The 15120-nt window shown below is 67.8% G+C and carries 10 protein-coding genes; all 10 read right to left on the bottom strand.

The genetic code is table 11. The features are described 5' to 3' along the window. Window positions 1–8 precede the first annotated feature (8 nt). The 10 genes from ACSQ9I_RS03815 to tssF are packed head-to-tail and all read right to left on the bottom strand — an operon-like array spanning window position 9 to window position 15114. Complete coding sequence (locus ACSQ9I_RS03815) at window positions 9–404, bottom strand: DUF4150 domain-containing protein (RefSeq protein ID WP_093110786.1); 396 nt, start codon at window positions 402–404, stop codon at window positions 9–11. A 10-nt stretch (window positions 405–414) separates the two neighbouring features. Beyond that, a complete protein-coding gene (locus ACSQ9I_RS03810; protein ID WP_170855763.1) occupies window positions 415–1053 on the bottom strand; it encodes a DUF3540 domain-containing protein in 639 nt (212 codons plus the stop codon). Window positions 1054–1058: 5 nt separating this feature from the next. After that, complete coding sequence (locus ACSQ9I_RS03805; RefSeq protein WP_436312330.1) at window positions 1059–2108, bottom strand: pentapeptide repeat-containing protein; 1050 nt, start codon at window positions 2106–2108, stop codon at window positions 1059–1061. 23 nt (window positions 2109–2131) lie between these two features. Further along, the gene (locus tag ACSQ9I_RS03800) at window positions 2132–4783 is read right to left on the bottom strand and encodes a DUF2169 family type VI secretion system accessory protein (protein WP_436312329.1); all 2652 of its coding nucleotides are present in this window, start codon (window positions 4781–4783) and stop codon (window positions 2132–2134) included. Between the two features lie 18 nt (window positions 4784–4801). After that, a complete protein-coding gene (locus ACSQ9I_RS03795; protein WP_436312328.1) occupies window positions 4802–7174 on the bottom strand; it encodes a type VI secretion system Vgr family protein in 2373 nt (790 codons plus the stop codon). 20 nt (window positions 7175–7194) lie between these two features. Continuing rightward, window positions 7195–8562 carry a tetratricopeptide repeat protein gene (locus tag ACSQ9I_RS03790; RefSeq protein WP_436312327.1) on the bottom strand — a complete coding sequence of 456 codons (1368 nt, stop codon included), beginning with the start codon at window positions 8560–8562 and terminating at the stop codon, window positions 7195–7197. A gap of 28 nt (window positions 8563–8590) precedes the next feature. After that, window positions 8591–9412: a hypothetical protein gene (locus ACSQ9I_RS03785; RefSeq protein ID WP_093110774.1), complete on the bottom strand. Its 822-nt coding sequence runs from the start codon at window positions 9410–9412 to the stop codon at window positions 8591–8593. 26 nt (window positions 9413–9438) lie between these two features. Next, window positions 9439–12111 (bottom strand): type VI secretion system ATPase TssH, encoded by a 2673-nt coding sequence (gene tssH, locus ACSQ9I_RS03780; protein WP_093110772.1) that lies wholly within the window; start codon window positions 12109–12111, stop codon window positions 9439–9441. 43 nt (window positions 12112–12154) lie between these two features. After that, window positions 12155–13246: a type VI secretion system baseplate subunit TssG gene (gene tssG, locus ACSQ9I_RS03775; protein WP_436312326.1), complete on the bottom strand. Its 1092-nt coding sequence runs from the start codon at window positions 13244–13246 to the stop codon at window positions 12155–12157. Continuing rightward, window positions 13210–15114, bottom strand: a complete 1905-nt coding sequence (tssF, locus tag ACSQ9I_RS03770) for a type VI secretion system baseplate subunit TssF (protein ID WP_436312325.1) — start codon at window positions 15112–15114, stop codon at window positions 13210–13212. The genes tssG and tssF overlap by 37 nt, the downstream gene beginning before the upstream one ends. Window positions 15115–15120: the final 6 nt, after the last annotated feature.

The following is a 15120-nucleotide window of genomic DNA, read 5'->3' as shown; positions in this document are numbered from 1 at the left end:
CTCTCTGTCTAGGGCGCGAGCAGCAGCACCTTGACCTGGCTCGGCGCGATCGACACACCAGGACAGTTCGTGCTGTTCTGCAAGGCCACGCTGCTGAGCCGCGTGGCCGGCTTGCCGCCGATCAGTACCGTGAACGCCCCGGTCAGGTTGCGCGCCGGGCCCATGACGGTGCCGGAGGCCACGCCGGTGGCGACGCCGGCGTTGTCGCCGTTGGTCATGGGGATGGTGGTTCCCAGGTTGTGTGCCGGCGCGTTGCTGAGCAGCACCGTGTAGACCGCATTGACCGCCATCGGCCGCGTGGCGATGTTCGGATAGGGCGTGGGCACCGGCCCGCCGGGCGTCGGCGTCAGGCAGACATCCGGGAAGCCGGTGTCCTGGCCGCCCATCTGGGTGTTCGCGAACATGGCGATCCTTTCATCCAACGTGAATCTGGGCGCCGTCGACCTTGGTCAACTCGCGCGAGGAAAGCAGCATCGTCCCGGCCCGGATGTTCGCCACGTGCTCGGCCTTCACGTCGAGGATGCCGGTGCGCACATGCTCCGCCTGCGCAATATGACGATAGCTGCGATCGGCCGACACCTGCAAGCGCGACAACACTGCCTCCGCGGCCTCTGCGAAGAGCCGCGCCGCCGCGGAACGCAGCACGAACTCGACGCCGGTCACGCGCATCAGGCGCGCGGCCCAGTGCGCGCTGTCGAACCGCCCGGTGAAAGTCGCGCCCTGCAGATGCACGGCCTGCTGCGCTTCGATCCGGATGTCCTTGTCCGACTTCAGCGCGAAGCCTTCCGGGGCATGGAGCGTCAAGGGGGCATCGCAGGCCCGGCTGAGCACCGCGGTCATGAAGAGGCGACCGTCCGGCGCGCGAAACAGGCCGACCTCGTCGCCCGGCTCCGGAACCACCATGCAGCTGAATGCGCGCGTTGCTTCATGCACGCGCCGGTCGAAGCTGACGTACACCACGTCGGCAGCGGTCTCCACGACGCTGCCGACCATGTAGGCCGCGGCGGCGGACGGCGCTGCGAGCTTGGGCTCGCGTTGATCGATGACTTCCATGGTGTTCACCTTTTTTGCGATGGCGGATCGAGGGGGCTCCATGCTTCGGCCGCGGCGAGCTCGGGATCCTCGTACAGGATGCTGGCGCCGGCAGGCAGGCGCACGCCGATGCGCCGCGCCTGATGGAATTTCGTGCGTTCCCAGCTGGCGCCGTCGAAGTCGGCGCCGGACACGTCGGCATGGGAAAAGTCGGCGTAGACCAGGTTGGCGCGTGCGAAGCTGGCGCGCAGGCACCTGGCGCGATGGAGCATCGCCTGCTCGAGCCGCGTGCCGGCAAAGCGGGCGTCTTCGAGCAGCGCATCGCTCCAGATGCTCTGGAAGAAATCCGCACCGCTGCCGTCCATGCGCTCGCAGCGCGATTCGATGAACAGCGTGTTGGCGGCCTTGGCCTTGACCAGGTTCGCGTCCGTCAACTTGGCGCCCTTGAAGTTGCATTGCTGCAGCTGCGCGCCCGACAGGTCGACACCGTCCAGATCGGCCTCCATGAACTGGCTGCGCTGCCAGTCGGCGCCCGCCAGCCGCTGGCCCGCGAGGCGCACCTTGCTCATGACCGATTGATCGATGCGGCAGCCCCTCAGGTCGGCGGCCGAGAGATCGGCCTCCACCACCACGGACTTGAAGAACAGCAGGTCCGAGAGGTCGATCGCCTCGGTGCGCGTTTCGACCAGCGACAGTTGCACCGCCCTTGCGCCCGCGAGCCGGGCGCCAGCCAGCGACGACTTGATGAAGTTCGCTTCCGTCAGGTCGGCCTTGCTGAAGCTGCTGCCGTCGAAGCGGCTCTGAACCGCATTGAATCCCACGCAGGCGGATTCCGACAGATCCACATCGCACGCGCTCGACTCATGGAAGGTTGCGCCCGTCATCACCGCGCCCTGGAGGCTGGCGCCGTCGAAGCGGCACTTGCTCAGGATGCTGTCGGCAAAGCTGGCACCGGCCATCGCGCAGCCGCGGAAATCGACGTTCTCGAACACGGCGCCGCTCAGCCTGGCGCCGGACAGATCGACGCCTTGCAGCGAAGCGCCTTGCACCGGGTCGGCATTCTCGATCTTTGCCATGAGTTCGCTCTTCTGCATCGGCGTCATGGCGATGAAGGCACAGGTGGGCGCCAGCGCGGATAGATGCGGGCTCGCTTCGTGAGCGAGCCCTCGAAGGAGGTGTGCGCATCGGCGCGGATGCGCGCCAGGTCTGCCGCGTACAGGTTGCAGTCGCACAGCTGTGCCGAGAAGGCTTCGGCGTTGCTCAGGATGGCGTCCATCAGGTTCGCACCGCTCAGGTCGGCGCGCCCCAGCAGCGCCTTGCGGAAGCTGGCCTCGCGCAGGTCCGCGTGCCTGAAGGTGGCACCGGCAAGGTTGCAGGCGGTGAAGTCCGCCTGGCGCGCCTGCACGCGGTCGAGGCAGCTGCCGCTCAGGTCGCTGCCCTGGCCGAAATAGGCGCCGGCCAGCGTGGCGCCGGCGAAGACGGCACCGGCGAGATCGATCGCCTCGACGAAACGAGCGCCTGGCAGGCTGGCATTCGAGAAATCGGCGCCGCGGCAGGCGAACTTGTAGAACACGGCAGTGCCGCCGGTGCACTGCAGCCACCGCGCGCCCTCGGCCTTGCAACTGATGAACTGGGCGCCGCCGAAGTTGGCGTGGCTGAAGTCGGCCGACGACAGGTCGCACTCGAGGAACTGGGCCTCGGCGAGCTCCGCATGCGAGAGGTCGATGCCGATCAACGATGCGCGATAGAACTGGGCAGCCCCCACGATCGCGCGTGCCAGCCCGGCTTGCTCGAGGCGCGCCTCCCACAGGTTCGCTCCGGCGAATACCGCGCCGGCGGCGTCCACGCTGTGCAGGTTCGCCTTCCCCAGATTGGCGTTGCTGAAGTCGCAGCCGGCCGCGAGGGCTTCGCCCAGATCGGCGCGCACCAGCACGGCCCCGTCGAAGCTGGCGCCGGCGAGCTGCATGCCATGGAGATTCGCCGCTTCGAGCATGGCGCCGGTGCAGTCGACGCCGCGCAGATCGAAGCGGCGCAGATCGGCGCCCGTGAGATCGAGGCCGCGCAGGCCGTGGCCGGCCGCGAGCCGCTCTTCCACCCAGCGATGCTGCCGCTCGGCGAACCTGCCGGTCGCGGCGGGCGCGGGATGCATGTGCTGGGCATGGCGGACATAGATGTCGCGCAACTCGCGATCCTGCCGGTCCCAGCGTGCGTGCAGCTTCTCGTCGGCCAGCATCTCGTCCACTTCGTCCAGCGGCGTGTTGCTGCGCTTCGCCACGCCCTGGAGCTCGTTCAGCGTGGCCATCGTCTGTGGCTTCAACGGCTTGGGCGGCCCGCCCTGCCCGACGCCCGCCAGTTCGTCGCGAACGACGTCGAACGAAAGGCCCTGTTGCGTGTACGCCGTCTCCGAGGCCTGCAGCATCGCGGCGGCCGCCTTCTTGCCCTGCTCGATCCGCATCTGCCCGTCCACCGCGAGCTGGCGCATGAACTCGCCGAGCTGGGGCAGCGGCGGCATGGGCGGAAGCGCCCCGAGCGTGGCCGCGGGCGCATGCGCGTCGGGATCGAGTCCCAGGGCGATCACCTCGTCGCGGCCCGCCTTCAGCTGCACTTCCGCACGCCGGCGCAGGCGCTCGCCGTAGCTGTCGGCGGCCGGCTTGCGGTTGAGATCGAAATCGGCCGGCAGCAGGCCTTCGAAGGGCAAGTCCTCGGGCAGCAGCTGCTCGTCCATCAAGGACAGCAATGCTGCGTCCTCGGACTCGACGCGGTCCAGCAGCACCTGCTTGTAGTGCCCGCGCGCGCGCGGGCGGCCGATGTGTTCGGCGGCCACCATAACGGTCTGGATGTCGCCGGCATCGTCCTCCGCCACCTTGCACAGGCCTTGCCAGACCAGCACGACCCGGTCCGCCTCCGGCAGGAAGACCACCGTGCGCAACGCGGTGCTCAGCTCTTCCATTTCGTGCGCCGCGCTCTTGCGCTGGATGAAGGCGCGCACCGCGACGCCCGGCAAGGCACCGCGCAGCAAGGGCTCCGAGGCCGAGAGATGAGCCAGTTCATAGCCTTCGTTGCCTGCGAAAGGCGAGGCGCTGCGCTGGTCGGCGGGCGCGATGTTGTGGATGCACAGGTCCGCATCGAGCGCCAAGCCGGGAAACTCGGTCTTCAGCCAAGCCTCGTCATAGGTGCCGGCGCAGGCGAGGCGTTCCGGATGCGCGAGGTCGAGCACGCCGAAGGCCATCGGCCGGTTGCGCGCCGGATCCCGATGCCAGGGCTTGTCCGCCGCCTCGATGCACGGCAAGGGCAGATAGCCATCGGGCCGCACGGACGAGGGATGCCCGCAGCCGCGCACGTTGAGCGGGAACTCCTTGCCGCCATAGGCATTCGCCCAATCGAGAGCGACGCGGGTGAGCGGCTCCTGATGGACGATCGCCTGGCCGTCGGTGAACCGCCGCCCGTGCGCCAGCGCGATCTTCTCGATGCCGGCGAAACGGATGCCGAAGGAGATGCTCGCCGCCTGCGAGCCTGGCGGCGCATGCACCGCGCCCGCCAGCAGGAACTCGCCGCCCTTCTTCGGCGCGCCCGCCTCGACGAATTCCGGAAAGGCCTGCGGCAGCACAGTCCACAGCTTCTGCTCGGAGCACAGCATGGCTGCCTCGCGCAGCGGAACCATCGCGAAGGTCGACACGCAAAGGAACAGCTCCCGCCTGTGCTCGATGCATCGTGGGAGCACGCTGAGGCAGTTGGGCTTGACGATTCTCATGACGCTCGGGCGGCCCGCTCACCCGATCAGGTGCAGGCCGGCCTTGTCCACCACCACGGCGGCCTTCTTCAGCACCGGGCCGGCGTTCTCGAGAAAGCTGCCCAGGTGCAGCAGCGCCACCCCGGCCTTCTTGTTGAAGAGGCCGCCCTCGTCGATCTTGATGCCGCAGGCCTCGGCCTTGAAACCCGTCCCCTCGATGCTCATCGGCGTCAGCTTGACGATGTTGTTGTAGTTCTCGAGCAGGTTGCCGCCCAGGCGGCTGAAGAAGCTGTCGATGTATTTCACGCCGCCCGGCGCGCAGACCGTCAAACCACCGGTCGCGGTGATGGTGTAGGCGCCGGCCGTGGTCGTGGTGATGCCGCCGGCCACGGTCTGCGAGAGCGAGCCGCCGATCGTCTGGGTCATCGACCCGCCGACCGTGTCGGTGCGCGAGGCGCCGATGGTGACGCTCTCGCTGGCGCCCACCGTCTTCGTGTCGTCGGCGCCGATGGTGTGATCCCGCGCCGCGCCGATCGAGACGGTCTCGCTGGCGCCGACCGATTCGGTCCGGTTCGACGCGATGGTGATGTCTTCGTTCGCGCCGACGGTCTCGGTGCGGTTGGCGCCGATGTCGATCTTCTCGTCCACACCGACCGTCTCGGTCCGGTTGTTCTTGATATGGTTGGTCTCGTCGTTGTCCACCGTCTTCTTGCGGTCGTGGCCCACCCAGTGCGTCTCGTCGCTCTCGACCTCGATGTCCTGGTTCTTCTCGGCGTGCAGGAAGACCTGCTCCGAGCCCTTCTTGTCCTCGAAGCGCAGCTCGTTGCAGTTCGAGGCGCTGCCCTTGGGCGTGGAGCGCGTGCGAAAGCCGCTTTGCGTGTGCGAATCGAAGGGCTTCGGCTGGTCGTCGTTGTAGACGCGCCCGACGATGATCGGCCGGTCCGGGTCGCCGTTCAGGAAATCGACGATCACCTCCTGCCCGATGCGCGGAATGAAATAGCCACCCCAGCCCTTGCCGGCCCAGGGCTGCGACACGCGCACCCAGCAAGTGGACTTCTCGTCGCTCTCGTCGTAGCGGTCCCAGTGGAAATGCACCTTCACGCGGCCGAAGTCGTCGGCATGGATCTCCTCGCCCTTCGGGCCGACCACGATCGCGCTCTGCGGGCCGGGCATGGTCACGCGCGGCGTCAGCCGCGGCGGGCGGAACAGGGTTTCGGCCGGCAGCACGGTGAGCAGGAAGACGCCATTGCCGCGCACCGGCTGGTGCAGCTCCGGCGTCCCGCGCACGATGTCCTGCAACGCTTCGATCCAGTTGGCGTTGATCGGGTCCTCGCGCAGCAGCTCGAGCAGCAGCTGGCCCTGCCGGTCGACCTGGCTTTCGCTCTCGCTCATGCTCTCGTAGCCCGGATGCGTCACGACGAAGGCACAGCTCGCGATCAGGTAGTCGCCGTCGGCGCCGCCGGCCGGGTGGCCCTTGAAGCTGAAGTTCATGCCGGCGGCCACGTCGGGCCAGCGCGTGATGGCCCAGTTCAGGCGACGGCGCGCGACCAGCTCTTCGGTACGCACCTTGGCGGCGTCTTCGGTATCGGCTTCGCGAAGGTAGCCGCCGGGAAACTCGAAGGCCTCGAAATCGGCCAGCTCGTGCACGTCGGGATCCCCCTTGTCGGCGCTGAGCTTCTTGCGGATGGCCTTGAAGTCGCTGTCCCGCGAGGCGAAGCTGCCGGTGTCGAGGCGGCGCGAATCCACCCACAGGCTGATCTCGTTGAAGCGCGCTTCGCTCGCGCCCGGGGCCACGTAGTTCAGCGTGTCGGTCACCGGCAGCTTCTTGTGCGCCACGTCGCTCGCGTCGGCGAGGTGCATCGTGCCCGGCGCGTCGTGCGCGTCGAACCAGTAGTAGACGCCTTCGTCCTCGAGCAGCCGCGAGAGGTACTGGTAGTCGCTCTCCTGGTGCTGCACGCTGTAGCGCCGCGCATCGTGCGTGCCGATGACCTTGTCGGTCTTGATCTTCTTGAAGCGCTTGATCGGGCTGTCCTCGAACACGGCATCGAGCAGGTCCAGCACCGGCTTGTCCTGCAGGATGCGCGAGTTGCTGCGCTTGGTGAGCAGCCAGAACCACGAGCGCAGCGTGAAGCGGTATTCGAAATAGCGCCCCACGCTGCCCTTGCGCATGAAGCGCACCGCATGCCCCTGACAATGGCGCTCGTGCTTGGCGCCGTCGGCATCGAGGAACTCGAACACCACGTCGAAGGCGCGGCCGAGAATGTCCTTGGCGTCGATCTTCTCGTTCGCCGACAGCACGGTCAGCTCGTAGGCCGCCGGACGCGACAGGCTTTCCTGGCCCACCACGCTCCAGAACATCAGGTCGTCGTTGACGGGCGAATCGCTCTTGATGATGAATTGCGTATCGGCCATGCGTTTTCTTTCTGTGTTTTCTAGGACGAATGGGAGGCCGCCGCTTCGCAGGCCTGCGCCGACACGATCCAGCCGTCGACCGGCTTGCCGCCTTCGATGCGCAGGTGCGCGGCCGTCACTGCACCGACGGCCAGCCCCGCTTCCGCGAGCACCTCGCGCAGGTAGCTGTCGCGATGGCTGTAGCGGCCGTGGTGGTGCAGATGGAAGCCCGCCTCCTTCACATCCTCCGGCGCATCGAGCGCTTCGACGGTGAACACCAGCCAGCCGCCCGGCCGCAGCGCCCTGGCCGTGGCCTGGGCCACCCCACGCAGATCGCCGAAATAGCACAGGGTGTCCGCCGAGATGACGAGGTCGTAGGAGGCCGGCGCCGCACCTTCGATGAAGGCCGTGAGTTCGGCCTTGGCCAGCGCGTCATAGACCTGGCGCACCCGGGCCCGCGCCAGCATCCGCTCGGACAGATCGACGCCTTCCAGGCGCCGCGCGTAGGGTGCGAGCAGCGGGCCGCACAAGCCGGTGCCGCAGCCGGCGTCGAGCACGGCGAGCTCGCGCCGGGGTGCGCCCAGCAGCCCGGCCACGGTCTGCGCAATCAGCTCCGGCGCGCGGTAGTGCAGGTGCGCCAGCTTGGCATCGAAGCTGTCGGCGAAGCCGTCGAACACCTTCTCCACATAGTCGTCGGCGGCGCGCGCCGGCACGCCTTCGCCCGAGCAGGCCGCGAGATGATGGCGCGCCGCCGGGTTACCGGGCTCGTCCTTCAGCCAGTCGCGGTACACCTGCGCCGCCTCCTCGAAGCGCCCGAGCGTGTAGTAGGCCAGGCCGAGCGCCTCGCGCGCCGGCGCATGGCCGGGCTTCAGCAGCAATGCTTCGCAGAAGCAGCGCATCGATTCCTCTTCGCGTCCCAGGCTGTTGAGCAGGCGGCCGAGATTGGTGTGGGCCTCGACGTTCTTCGGATCCAGTTCGATGGCGCGCCGGTAAGCGCTCTCCGATTCTTCGGGCCGCCCCTGCTCGCGCCGCAGCACGCCGAGGTTGTTGTGGATGTCGGCGCGCGCAGGCGCCAGGCGCGCGGCCTCTTCATAGGCATCCGCGGCGGCGTCGACCTGGCCGGTTTCGAGCAGCACGTTGCCCAGGTTGTTGTGCCAGTCGGGCACCGCGGCATTCAGCGCGATCGAGCGGCGGATCAATCCGAGCGCCTCCTCGCTGCCACCGCGCTGGTGCCGCAGCACGCCCCTGAAGTGCACCGCATCGGCGTTGTCCGGAGCCGCCTCCAGGATGCGTGCGTAGAGCTCATCTGCATCGTCGAGGCGATTGGCGCGGTGCATCGCGATCGCGAGCGCCAGCGCCTCATCGAGGCGCAGATGGGTGGCGGGCTTGTAGCCTGGGGGGATCTTCATGCGGCTCACGGTAGTGAAGCGCGGACGCTCAAGGCACAAGGGCTGCCTGATGGTGCAGGTCGTTGGAATCCGTGCCGTGGACGAGCGCCCCTTGATCCAGCGAGACAGCGGCCCAGGCAAAACTGTCGGCGTTGTCGACCGCCTCCACGCAGTTGAGCTGCCGGTAACCCGCTGTCTGATGCGCGTAGTAGTAGTCTGCAACTCCCCAGTATTTATGCGATGCCTCGTGAATGATGACGCGAGCAACCGCCTCCGCCGTATAGCCGTGTTGTTGCATGAAGGCGAACGCCACATGAATTTCGCCGTTCTTGAAGCCGGACAGCAGACCGCAGTGAGGAGTGAACTTGCCGGTGGCGGGATTGTTCGCACCGCCGACAACGTAGCCCTCTTCGCCGGCGCCCGGCGTATCCGCAACGCCTCCGATGATGTTTCTCGTACCGATGTCGACATCGATCAGGTAGACACCCGTGTTGAGATGGAACGAAATGCTCAGCATGCCCATCCGGATCTTGTTGAGTATCCAGCGGCGATCCTTCTGCCCGATCGCCTTCAGCCCCAACGACTTGTCCACGGCGTTGCTCTTGAGCATCGGATTCAGGCGATTGGCGGCCAGGCCGAAGTGGTAGTTCATGATGCTCGTGAACGGTTCGCCCTCCGGCCGTCTCAGATACACGACGCGGTCCAACTCGGCGACGGCGGCCCTCATGATCCTTCTCGCGGCTGCCGCGCCGTTCAGGAGAAGATCCGTCTGGGCCTTTGTCGGATAGTTGAGTCGAGCCCCCTTGTTGTCGGAGTACGCAATGGCAAGCAGCGGACTCAGAACTTTCACTTTGTTGGTGTAGTGCGGCATGGCTGTTCACCTCATTGGTTCGGTCTTCAGAACCGATAATCGAATGCGCCGTTGTCGACCGTGACTTGCACCCGCTCGATCGGCTTGCCTTCCATCATCCGGTTCAGGAACTCGCGGCTGATGTCGGGCAGCATGGTGTTGGTGAGGATGGCATCGATCATCCGGCCGCCCGATTCGCTCTCGGTGCAGCGGCTCACCACCAGCTTGACCACCTCGTCGCTGTAGTCGAACGGAATCTGATAACGCGCCTCGACCCGCTTCTTGATGCGCTTCAACTGCAGCTCGACGATCTTGCCGAGCATCTCGTCGGAGAGCGGGTAGTACGGGATGGTCACCAGCCGGCCCAGCAGCGCGGGCGGGAAGATCTTCAAGAGCGGCTCGCGCAGCGCCTTGGCCATGCCCTCGGGCTCGGGCATCAGCTCCGGGTCCTTGCACATGCTGGCGATCATGTCGGTGCCGGCGTTGGTGGTGAGCAGGATCAGCGTGTTCTTGAAGTCGATGCTGCGGCCCTCGCCGTCTTCCATGAAACCCTTGTCGAAAACCTGGAAGAACAGTTCGTGCACGTCGGAGTGGGCCTTCTCCACCTCGTCGAGCAGCACCACGCTGTAGGGCCTGCGGCGCACGGCCTCGGTCAGCACGCCGCCCTCGCCGTAGCCCACGTAGCCGGGAGGAGCACCCTTGAGCGAGCTCACGGTGTGCGCCTCCTGGTACTCGCTCATGTTGATGACGATCATGTTCTGCTCGCCGCCGTACAGCGCCTCGGCCAGCGCGATCGCGGTCTCGGTCTTGCCGACGCCGGAGGTGCCCGCCAGCATGAAGACGCCGATCGGCTTGCTCGGGTTGTCCAGCCCGGCGCGCGAGGTCTGGATGCGCTTGGCGATCATCTCCATCGCGTGGTCCTGGCCGATCACGCGCTGCCCCAGCAGCTTGGGCAGGTTGAGCACGGTCTCGATCTCGTTGCGCTGCATGCGCCCGACCGGGATGCCGGTCCAGTCGGCGACCACCGAGGACACGGCCTGCGAATCGACCGAGGGCAGGATCAGAGGGGACTCGCCTTGCACGCTGCTGATCTGGGTTTGCAGCTCGTGCAACTCCGCGAGCAGCGCGGCGCGGTCTCCGTCCCCTGGCGTCGACGCATCCACCGGTTTGTTCCCCGCCCGCAGCTTGCCGCGAAGTTCGAGCAGCCGGTCGACCAGCCCCTTCTCCTCCTTCCAGCGCGCATTGAGCTTTTCGAGCTCGGCATTGGATTCGGCAAGCAGCGCCTGCACCTGCGGCGCGCGCTTGCTCACGTCGATGCCGATCGCCTCTTCGCGGCCGATGATCTCGCTCTCGACCGTGAGCGCCTCGATGCGGCGCTGGCAGTCTTCCACCTCGGGCGGCATCGCATGCTGCGACACCGCGACGCGCGCGCAGGCGGTGTCGAGCAGGCTCACGGCCTTGTCGGGCAGCTGGCGCGCGGGAATGTAGCGGTGCGACAGCTTCACCGCCGCCTCGATCGCCTCGTCGAGCAGTTGCACACGGTGGTGCTTCTCGAGCACGCTGGCCACGCCGCGCAGCATCAGGATGGCCTTGGTCTCGTCGGGCTCCGGCACCTGCACGACCTGGAAGCGCCGCGTCAGCGCCGGGTCCTTCTCGATGTACTTCTTGTACTCGGCCCAGGTGGTGGCACCGATGGTGCGCAGGTTGCCGCGCGCGAGCGCGGGCTTGAGCAGGTTGGCCGCATCGCCGGTGCCGGCCGCGCCGCCCGCGCCGACCAGCGTGTGGATCTCGTCGATGAACAGGATGATCGGCGTGGGCGAAGCCTGCACCTCGTCGATCACCTGCCGCAGGCGTTGCTCGAACTCGCCCTTCATGCTGGCGCCGGCCTGCAGGAGGCCGATGTCGAGCGTGAGCAGCTTCACGTCCTTGAGCTGCGGCGGCACGTCGCCGCGCGCCAGGCGCTGGGCGAAGCCTTCCACCACCGCCGTCTTGCCGACGCCCGCCTCACCCGTGAGCAGCGGGTTGTTCTGGCGGCGCCGCATCAGGATGTCGACGATCTGGCGGATTTCCTCGTCCCGCCCGGTCACCGGATCCATCTCTCCCTTCTTCGCCTTCTCCGTGAGGTCGACAGCAAACTTCTTCAGCGCATCGCCCTTGCCCATGGCGGCCGGCGCCATCGCGCCGCTTTCTTCGCCGGGGGCGCCGCTGCCCATGCCGGTGCCGTCCTGCGCGCGCATCTTCGATTCGGGCGAGGCATCGCAGATCTTGGCGAAGTTGTCGGCCAGGTCTTCGACCTTGACCTTGTCGAACTGCTTCGAGAGGCCGAGCAAGGGATTGCGCAGGCTCGGCGTTTTCAGCATGCCGACCAGCAGGTAGCCGGTGCGCACCTGCGCCTCGCCGAACTGCAGGGTGGCGTAAGTCCAGGCGCGCTCGATCGCGTTCTCGATGTGCGGCGAGAAATCGCTGATCGCGGTGGCGCCGCGCGGCAGGCGGTCGAGCGCGGCCGTCATGTCCTTGGCGATGACGGAGATGTCCAGCTGGTAGTGCTGGATCACGCGGTGCAGGTCGGAGTCCTGCGACTGCAGCAGCTGGGCGAACCAGTGCTCCAGCTCCACATACGGGTTTCCGCGCATCTTGCAGAACACCGTGGCGCCCTCGATCGCCTTGTAGGCCAGCGAATTGAGCTTGCCGAACAAGGCAGTGCGGCTGATTTCACTCATGAGCTTCTCCGTATGTAGTCAAGACGAACGGCCCTGGGGTTTTTTATTGAAGTGCTGCGCGCGAAAGAGCGGCATCGCCATCGATGCGGACATCGGGCGCATCGCGCTTGCGCTTGCACTCGCCGAGCCACGAGGACCAGCCCAGCCGGGGCGCGTTGCCCCGCTGCCGGCCCAGGCGCGTGGGCGGCACGTCATGTTTTTCGAGAATCAGCTCTGCATCCCAGTACAGCTCGTCGCCCAAGAGCTGCCGCATCCAGCGCTGCAGCGCGGGCCGTGCCGAGCCGATCGGGAGGAACATGCGGTAGCGCTCGAAGCTGAGCGGTCCGAGGTGCAGCCGCACACGATGCTGGCGGTCCCAGGCGCGCCGGCCGAGCATCGCGCCCATGCCCAGCGAGCGCGAAGCCTCGCCGCGGCCCAGGCGCGTGAGTTCCTCCACGGGCAGCGTCATCCAGTGCCCGACCCAGGGCTCGAGCCGCACCGGCACGCCGAAGTAGCTTTGCAGCACCGCCTCCACGCCCTCGGCGTTGTGCACGCGACGTGCGAGCCAGCCCGAGAAGTGCAGCCGCGCGTCGTCGTGGATCTCGTCGCGCTCCTGCCGCGCGGCGGTGCCGATGCCGACCAGCGCGCCCACCTGGCGGCGGAAGGCGTCCTCCTTCGGCCGGTCCAGCCCCACCGCCGGCCTGGCCTGGGCCCAGGCGCGGTAGAAGAACAGGCTGAAGCGGTGCGCGAAGCTGTCGAGAAAAGCGAGCCAGGTCGGATCGCCATGGTTGATCGTGCGCTCGCGGATGAAATCGCTCAGGTGCACCGGCAGCGGGCCGTTGGGCCCGAGGTAGCCGAAGAAATGCTGGCGCAACCGCGGCGGCGAATGCGCGCCGGCCGGCTCGAAGCGGCTGAAGCTCGCGGGCGCGAAGGACAGCGATGGCTCCTGCCCCACGCGCACCGGCTCGGCGCCGGGCAGCAACGCGCGGCCCCAGCGCGGCGACGGCGCCGCGAGCGCCTCCAGCCGCCGCATGAGGGCGAAGTAGTCGTAGGCCCAGGGCTGGTCCGCGCAGGCCTGCAGGCGCTCGGCCACGCTCTCGGGCCGTGCCGCCGGCACGGCTACAGGATCGGGCGTGCCCCGCACAGCGGCCTCCATCGCATGATCTCGCCCTTGCCCGAGGCCGTGAGCACGGTCTCGACGAAGTGGTTGACCTCCACGTGGCGCGCCAGGTAACGCGCCATGACGGCCCCGAACAGGAAGGCACTGTGGCCGTGGAAGGCATTGCGGTCGACCTCGAGCGTGACCTCGAGCCCGCGGCCGAAGGCGATCGGCCCGGCCAGCGGCAGCCGGCGCGCCACCGGCTTCGCGCGCACCGACAGCAGCCCACGCACCTGGCTCTGACGCACCTCGTCGGCATGCGTGGCATAGAGCATCAGCATCTCGCGCAGCGCGGCCGCGCCTTCTTCGCGTGAACTGTCGGCGAGCGACAGGTAGTTGAGAGCCAGGTGGTCGACCACCCGCCAGCCCAGGCCCTGGCCCACCACCGGCGAGACCGGCCGCGAGGGGCCGCGAACCATGCGCACGCGCTGCACCGGAGACGAGTCGATGCAGTCGAAGTCGCTCTCGCGGCCCAGCGGCATCAGGAGCGGCAGGTCGCGGTTGGTCACCAGCGCGGTGACGGCCAGCTGCCGCAGCGCACCGGAGTAAGGCGCCTGTTGCGGATCGACGATCTGCATGTAGAGCTCGGAGCCGATGTGGCTGCTGCGATGCCCTTCGGTGCGCTGCTTGACCGACAGCATGCGCGGCTCGCGCGTGGTGGTGAAGTAGGCCGGGTGGCTGTGGCGCGCGCCGTGGAAGGCCGCATAGAAGGGCAGGAAGGGCTGTTCCAGTGCCGCGCCGGCTGTGCCCGAGTTGCCGTGGCCGACCACCTCGGTCACGGTGTGCACCTCGAAGTCCTGCGGGCGCGTGCGGTCGGGCACCAGGTGGAACTGGCTCACGCCCTCATTCACGGCCACGCGGTCGAGCCGCTTGCTGAAGAGATTGACGACCGGCACGCAATGCAGTTGCACGTTCTCGGCGCTGACCAGTTTTTCGAGCGCCGCATCGCCGCGCGAGAACAGCACCACGATCTCCACCTCGGTCACGGCCATCGACGCGAGCACGCGCTGCAAGCCGGTGATGCGCGCGAACTGGAAGCGCTGCGGAAAGGCGAAGTACTCCTGCACCAGCCGATGGCCGGAGAAGCCGGTGGCGGTGACGGGCAGCAAGGCCTCGTCGTCCTCGAATCCCGCGGGCTGCACCGCGCTCGCGGGCAGGTGGCGCAACGCGCTGCCGGCCGCACCCGTGGCCGCGCCGCCGGCGGCCAGCGGCTGCACCATCACGCCGATGGCTTTGCCGAGCATGCACTCGTGCAGCTGCCAGGCCACATCCTCGGCGCCGCCGAAGTGAATCAGCAGTTCGTCGAGCGGAATCTGGTCGAACTTGAGGCCGGCGGTGGCGCGCAGCGCGATGCGCAGGCCGCCGCGGATCTCGCGCGACTGCGCATGCTGGGCGAGCGGCAGGTCGGGCGCGTAGCTGAAGTACTGCGCCCGCAGCACTTCGACCGGCCAGAAGCGCAGCGCCCGCGCGGTGCGGAACTCGCAGTGCGTGTTCTGCCCCACGGCCTGGCGCGCGCGCAGGCCGCTGCCGCGCGGCAGCGCGGGCCCGGTCGCGAGATTGGCATCGTCGGGGTCGACCGCCATGGACACCACGGCCATCGATGGCGTGGGCGCCATGAAGTGCGGATAGACGATGTCGAGCAGATGCCCGGTGAAGCGCGGGTATTCGGCATCGAGCTTCAGGGCAACGCGCGCCGACAGGAAGGCGGTGGCTTCGATCAGCCGTTCGACGTAAGGGTCGGCGACCTCCTGGCCCTCGATGCCCAGCCGGTTCGCGATCTTCGGGAAGGCGCGCGCGAACTCCGCCGAGCTCTCGCGGAAGTAGCGCAGTTCCTGTTCGTACAGGGTCAGCAGGCGCGGGTCCATGGCTGG

The sequence above is a fragment of the Variovorax sp. LjRoot84 genome (genome assembly GCF_964254305.1).
In the GTDB taxonomy this organism is placed as follows: Bacteria; Pseudomonadota; Gammaproteobacteria; order Burkholderiales; family Burkholderiaceae_C; genus Variovorax.
Note: the sequence above shows the minus strand (reverse complement) of the source record. Positions and strands in the feature narration are given on the sequence as shown.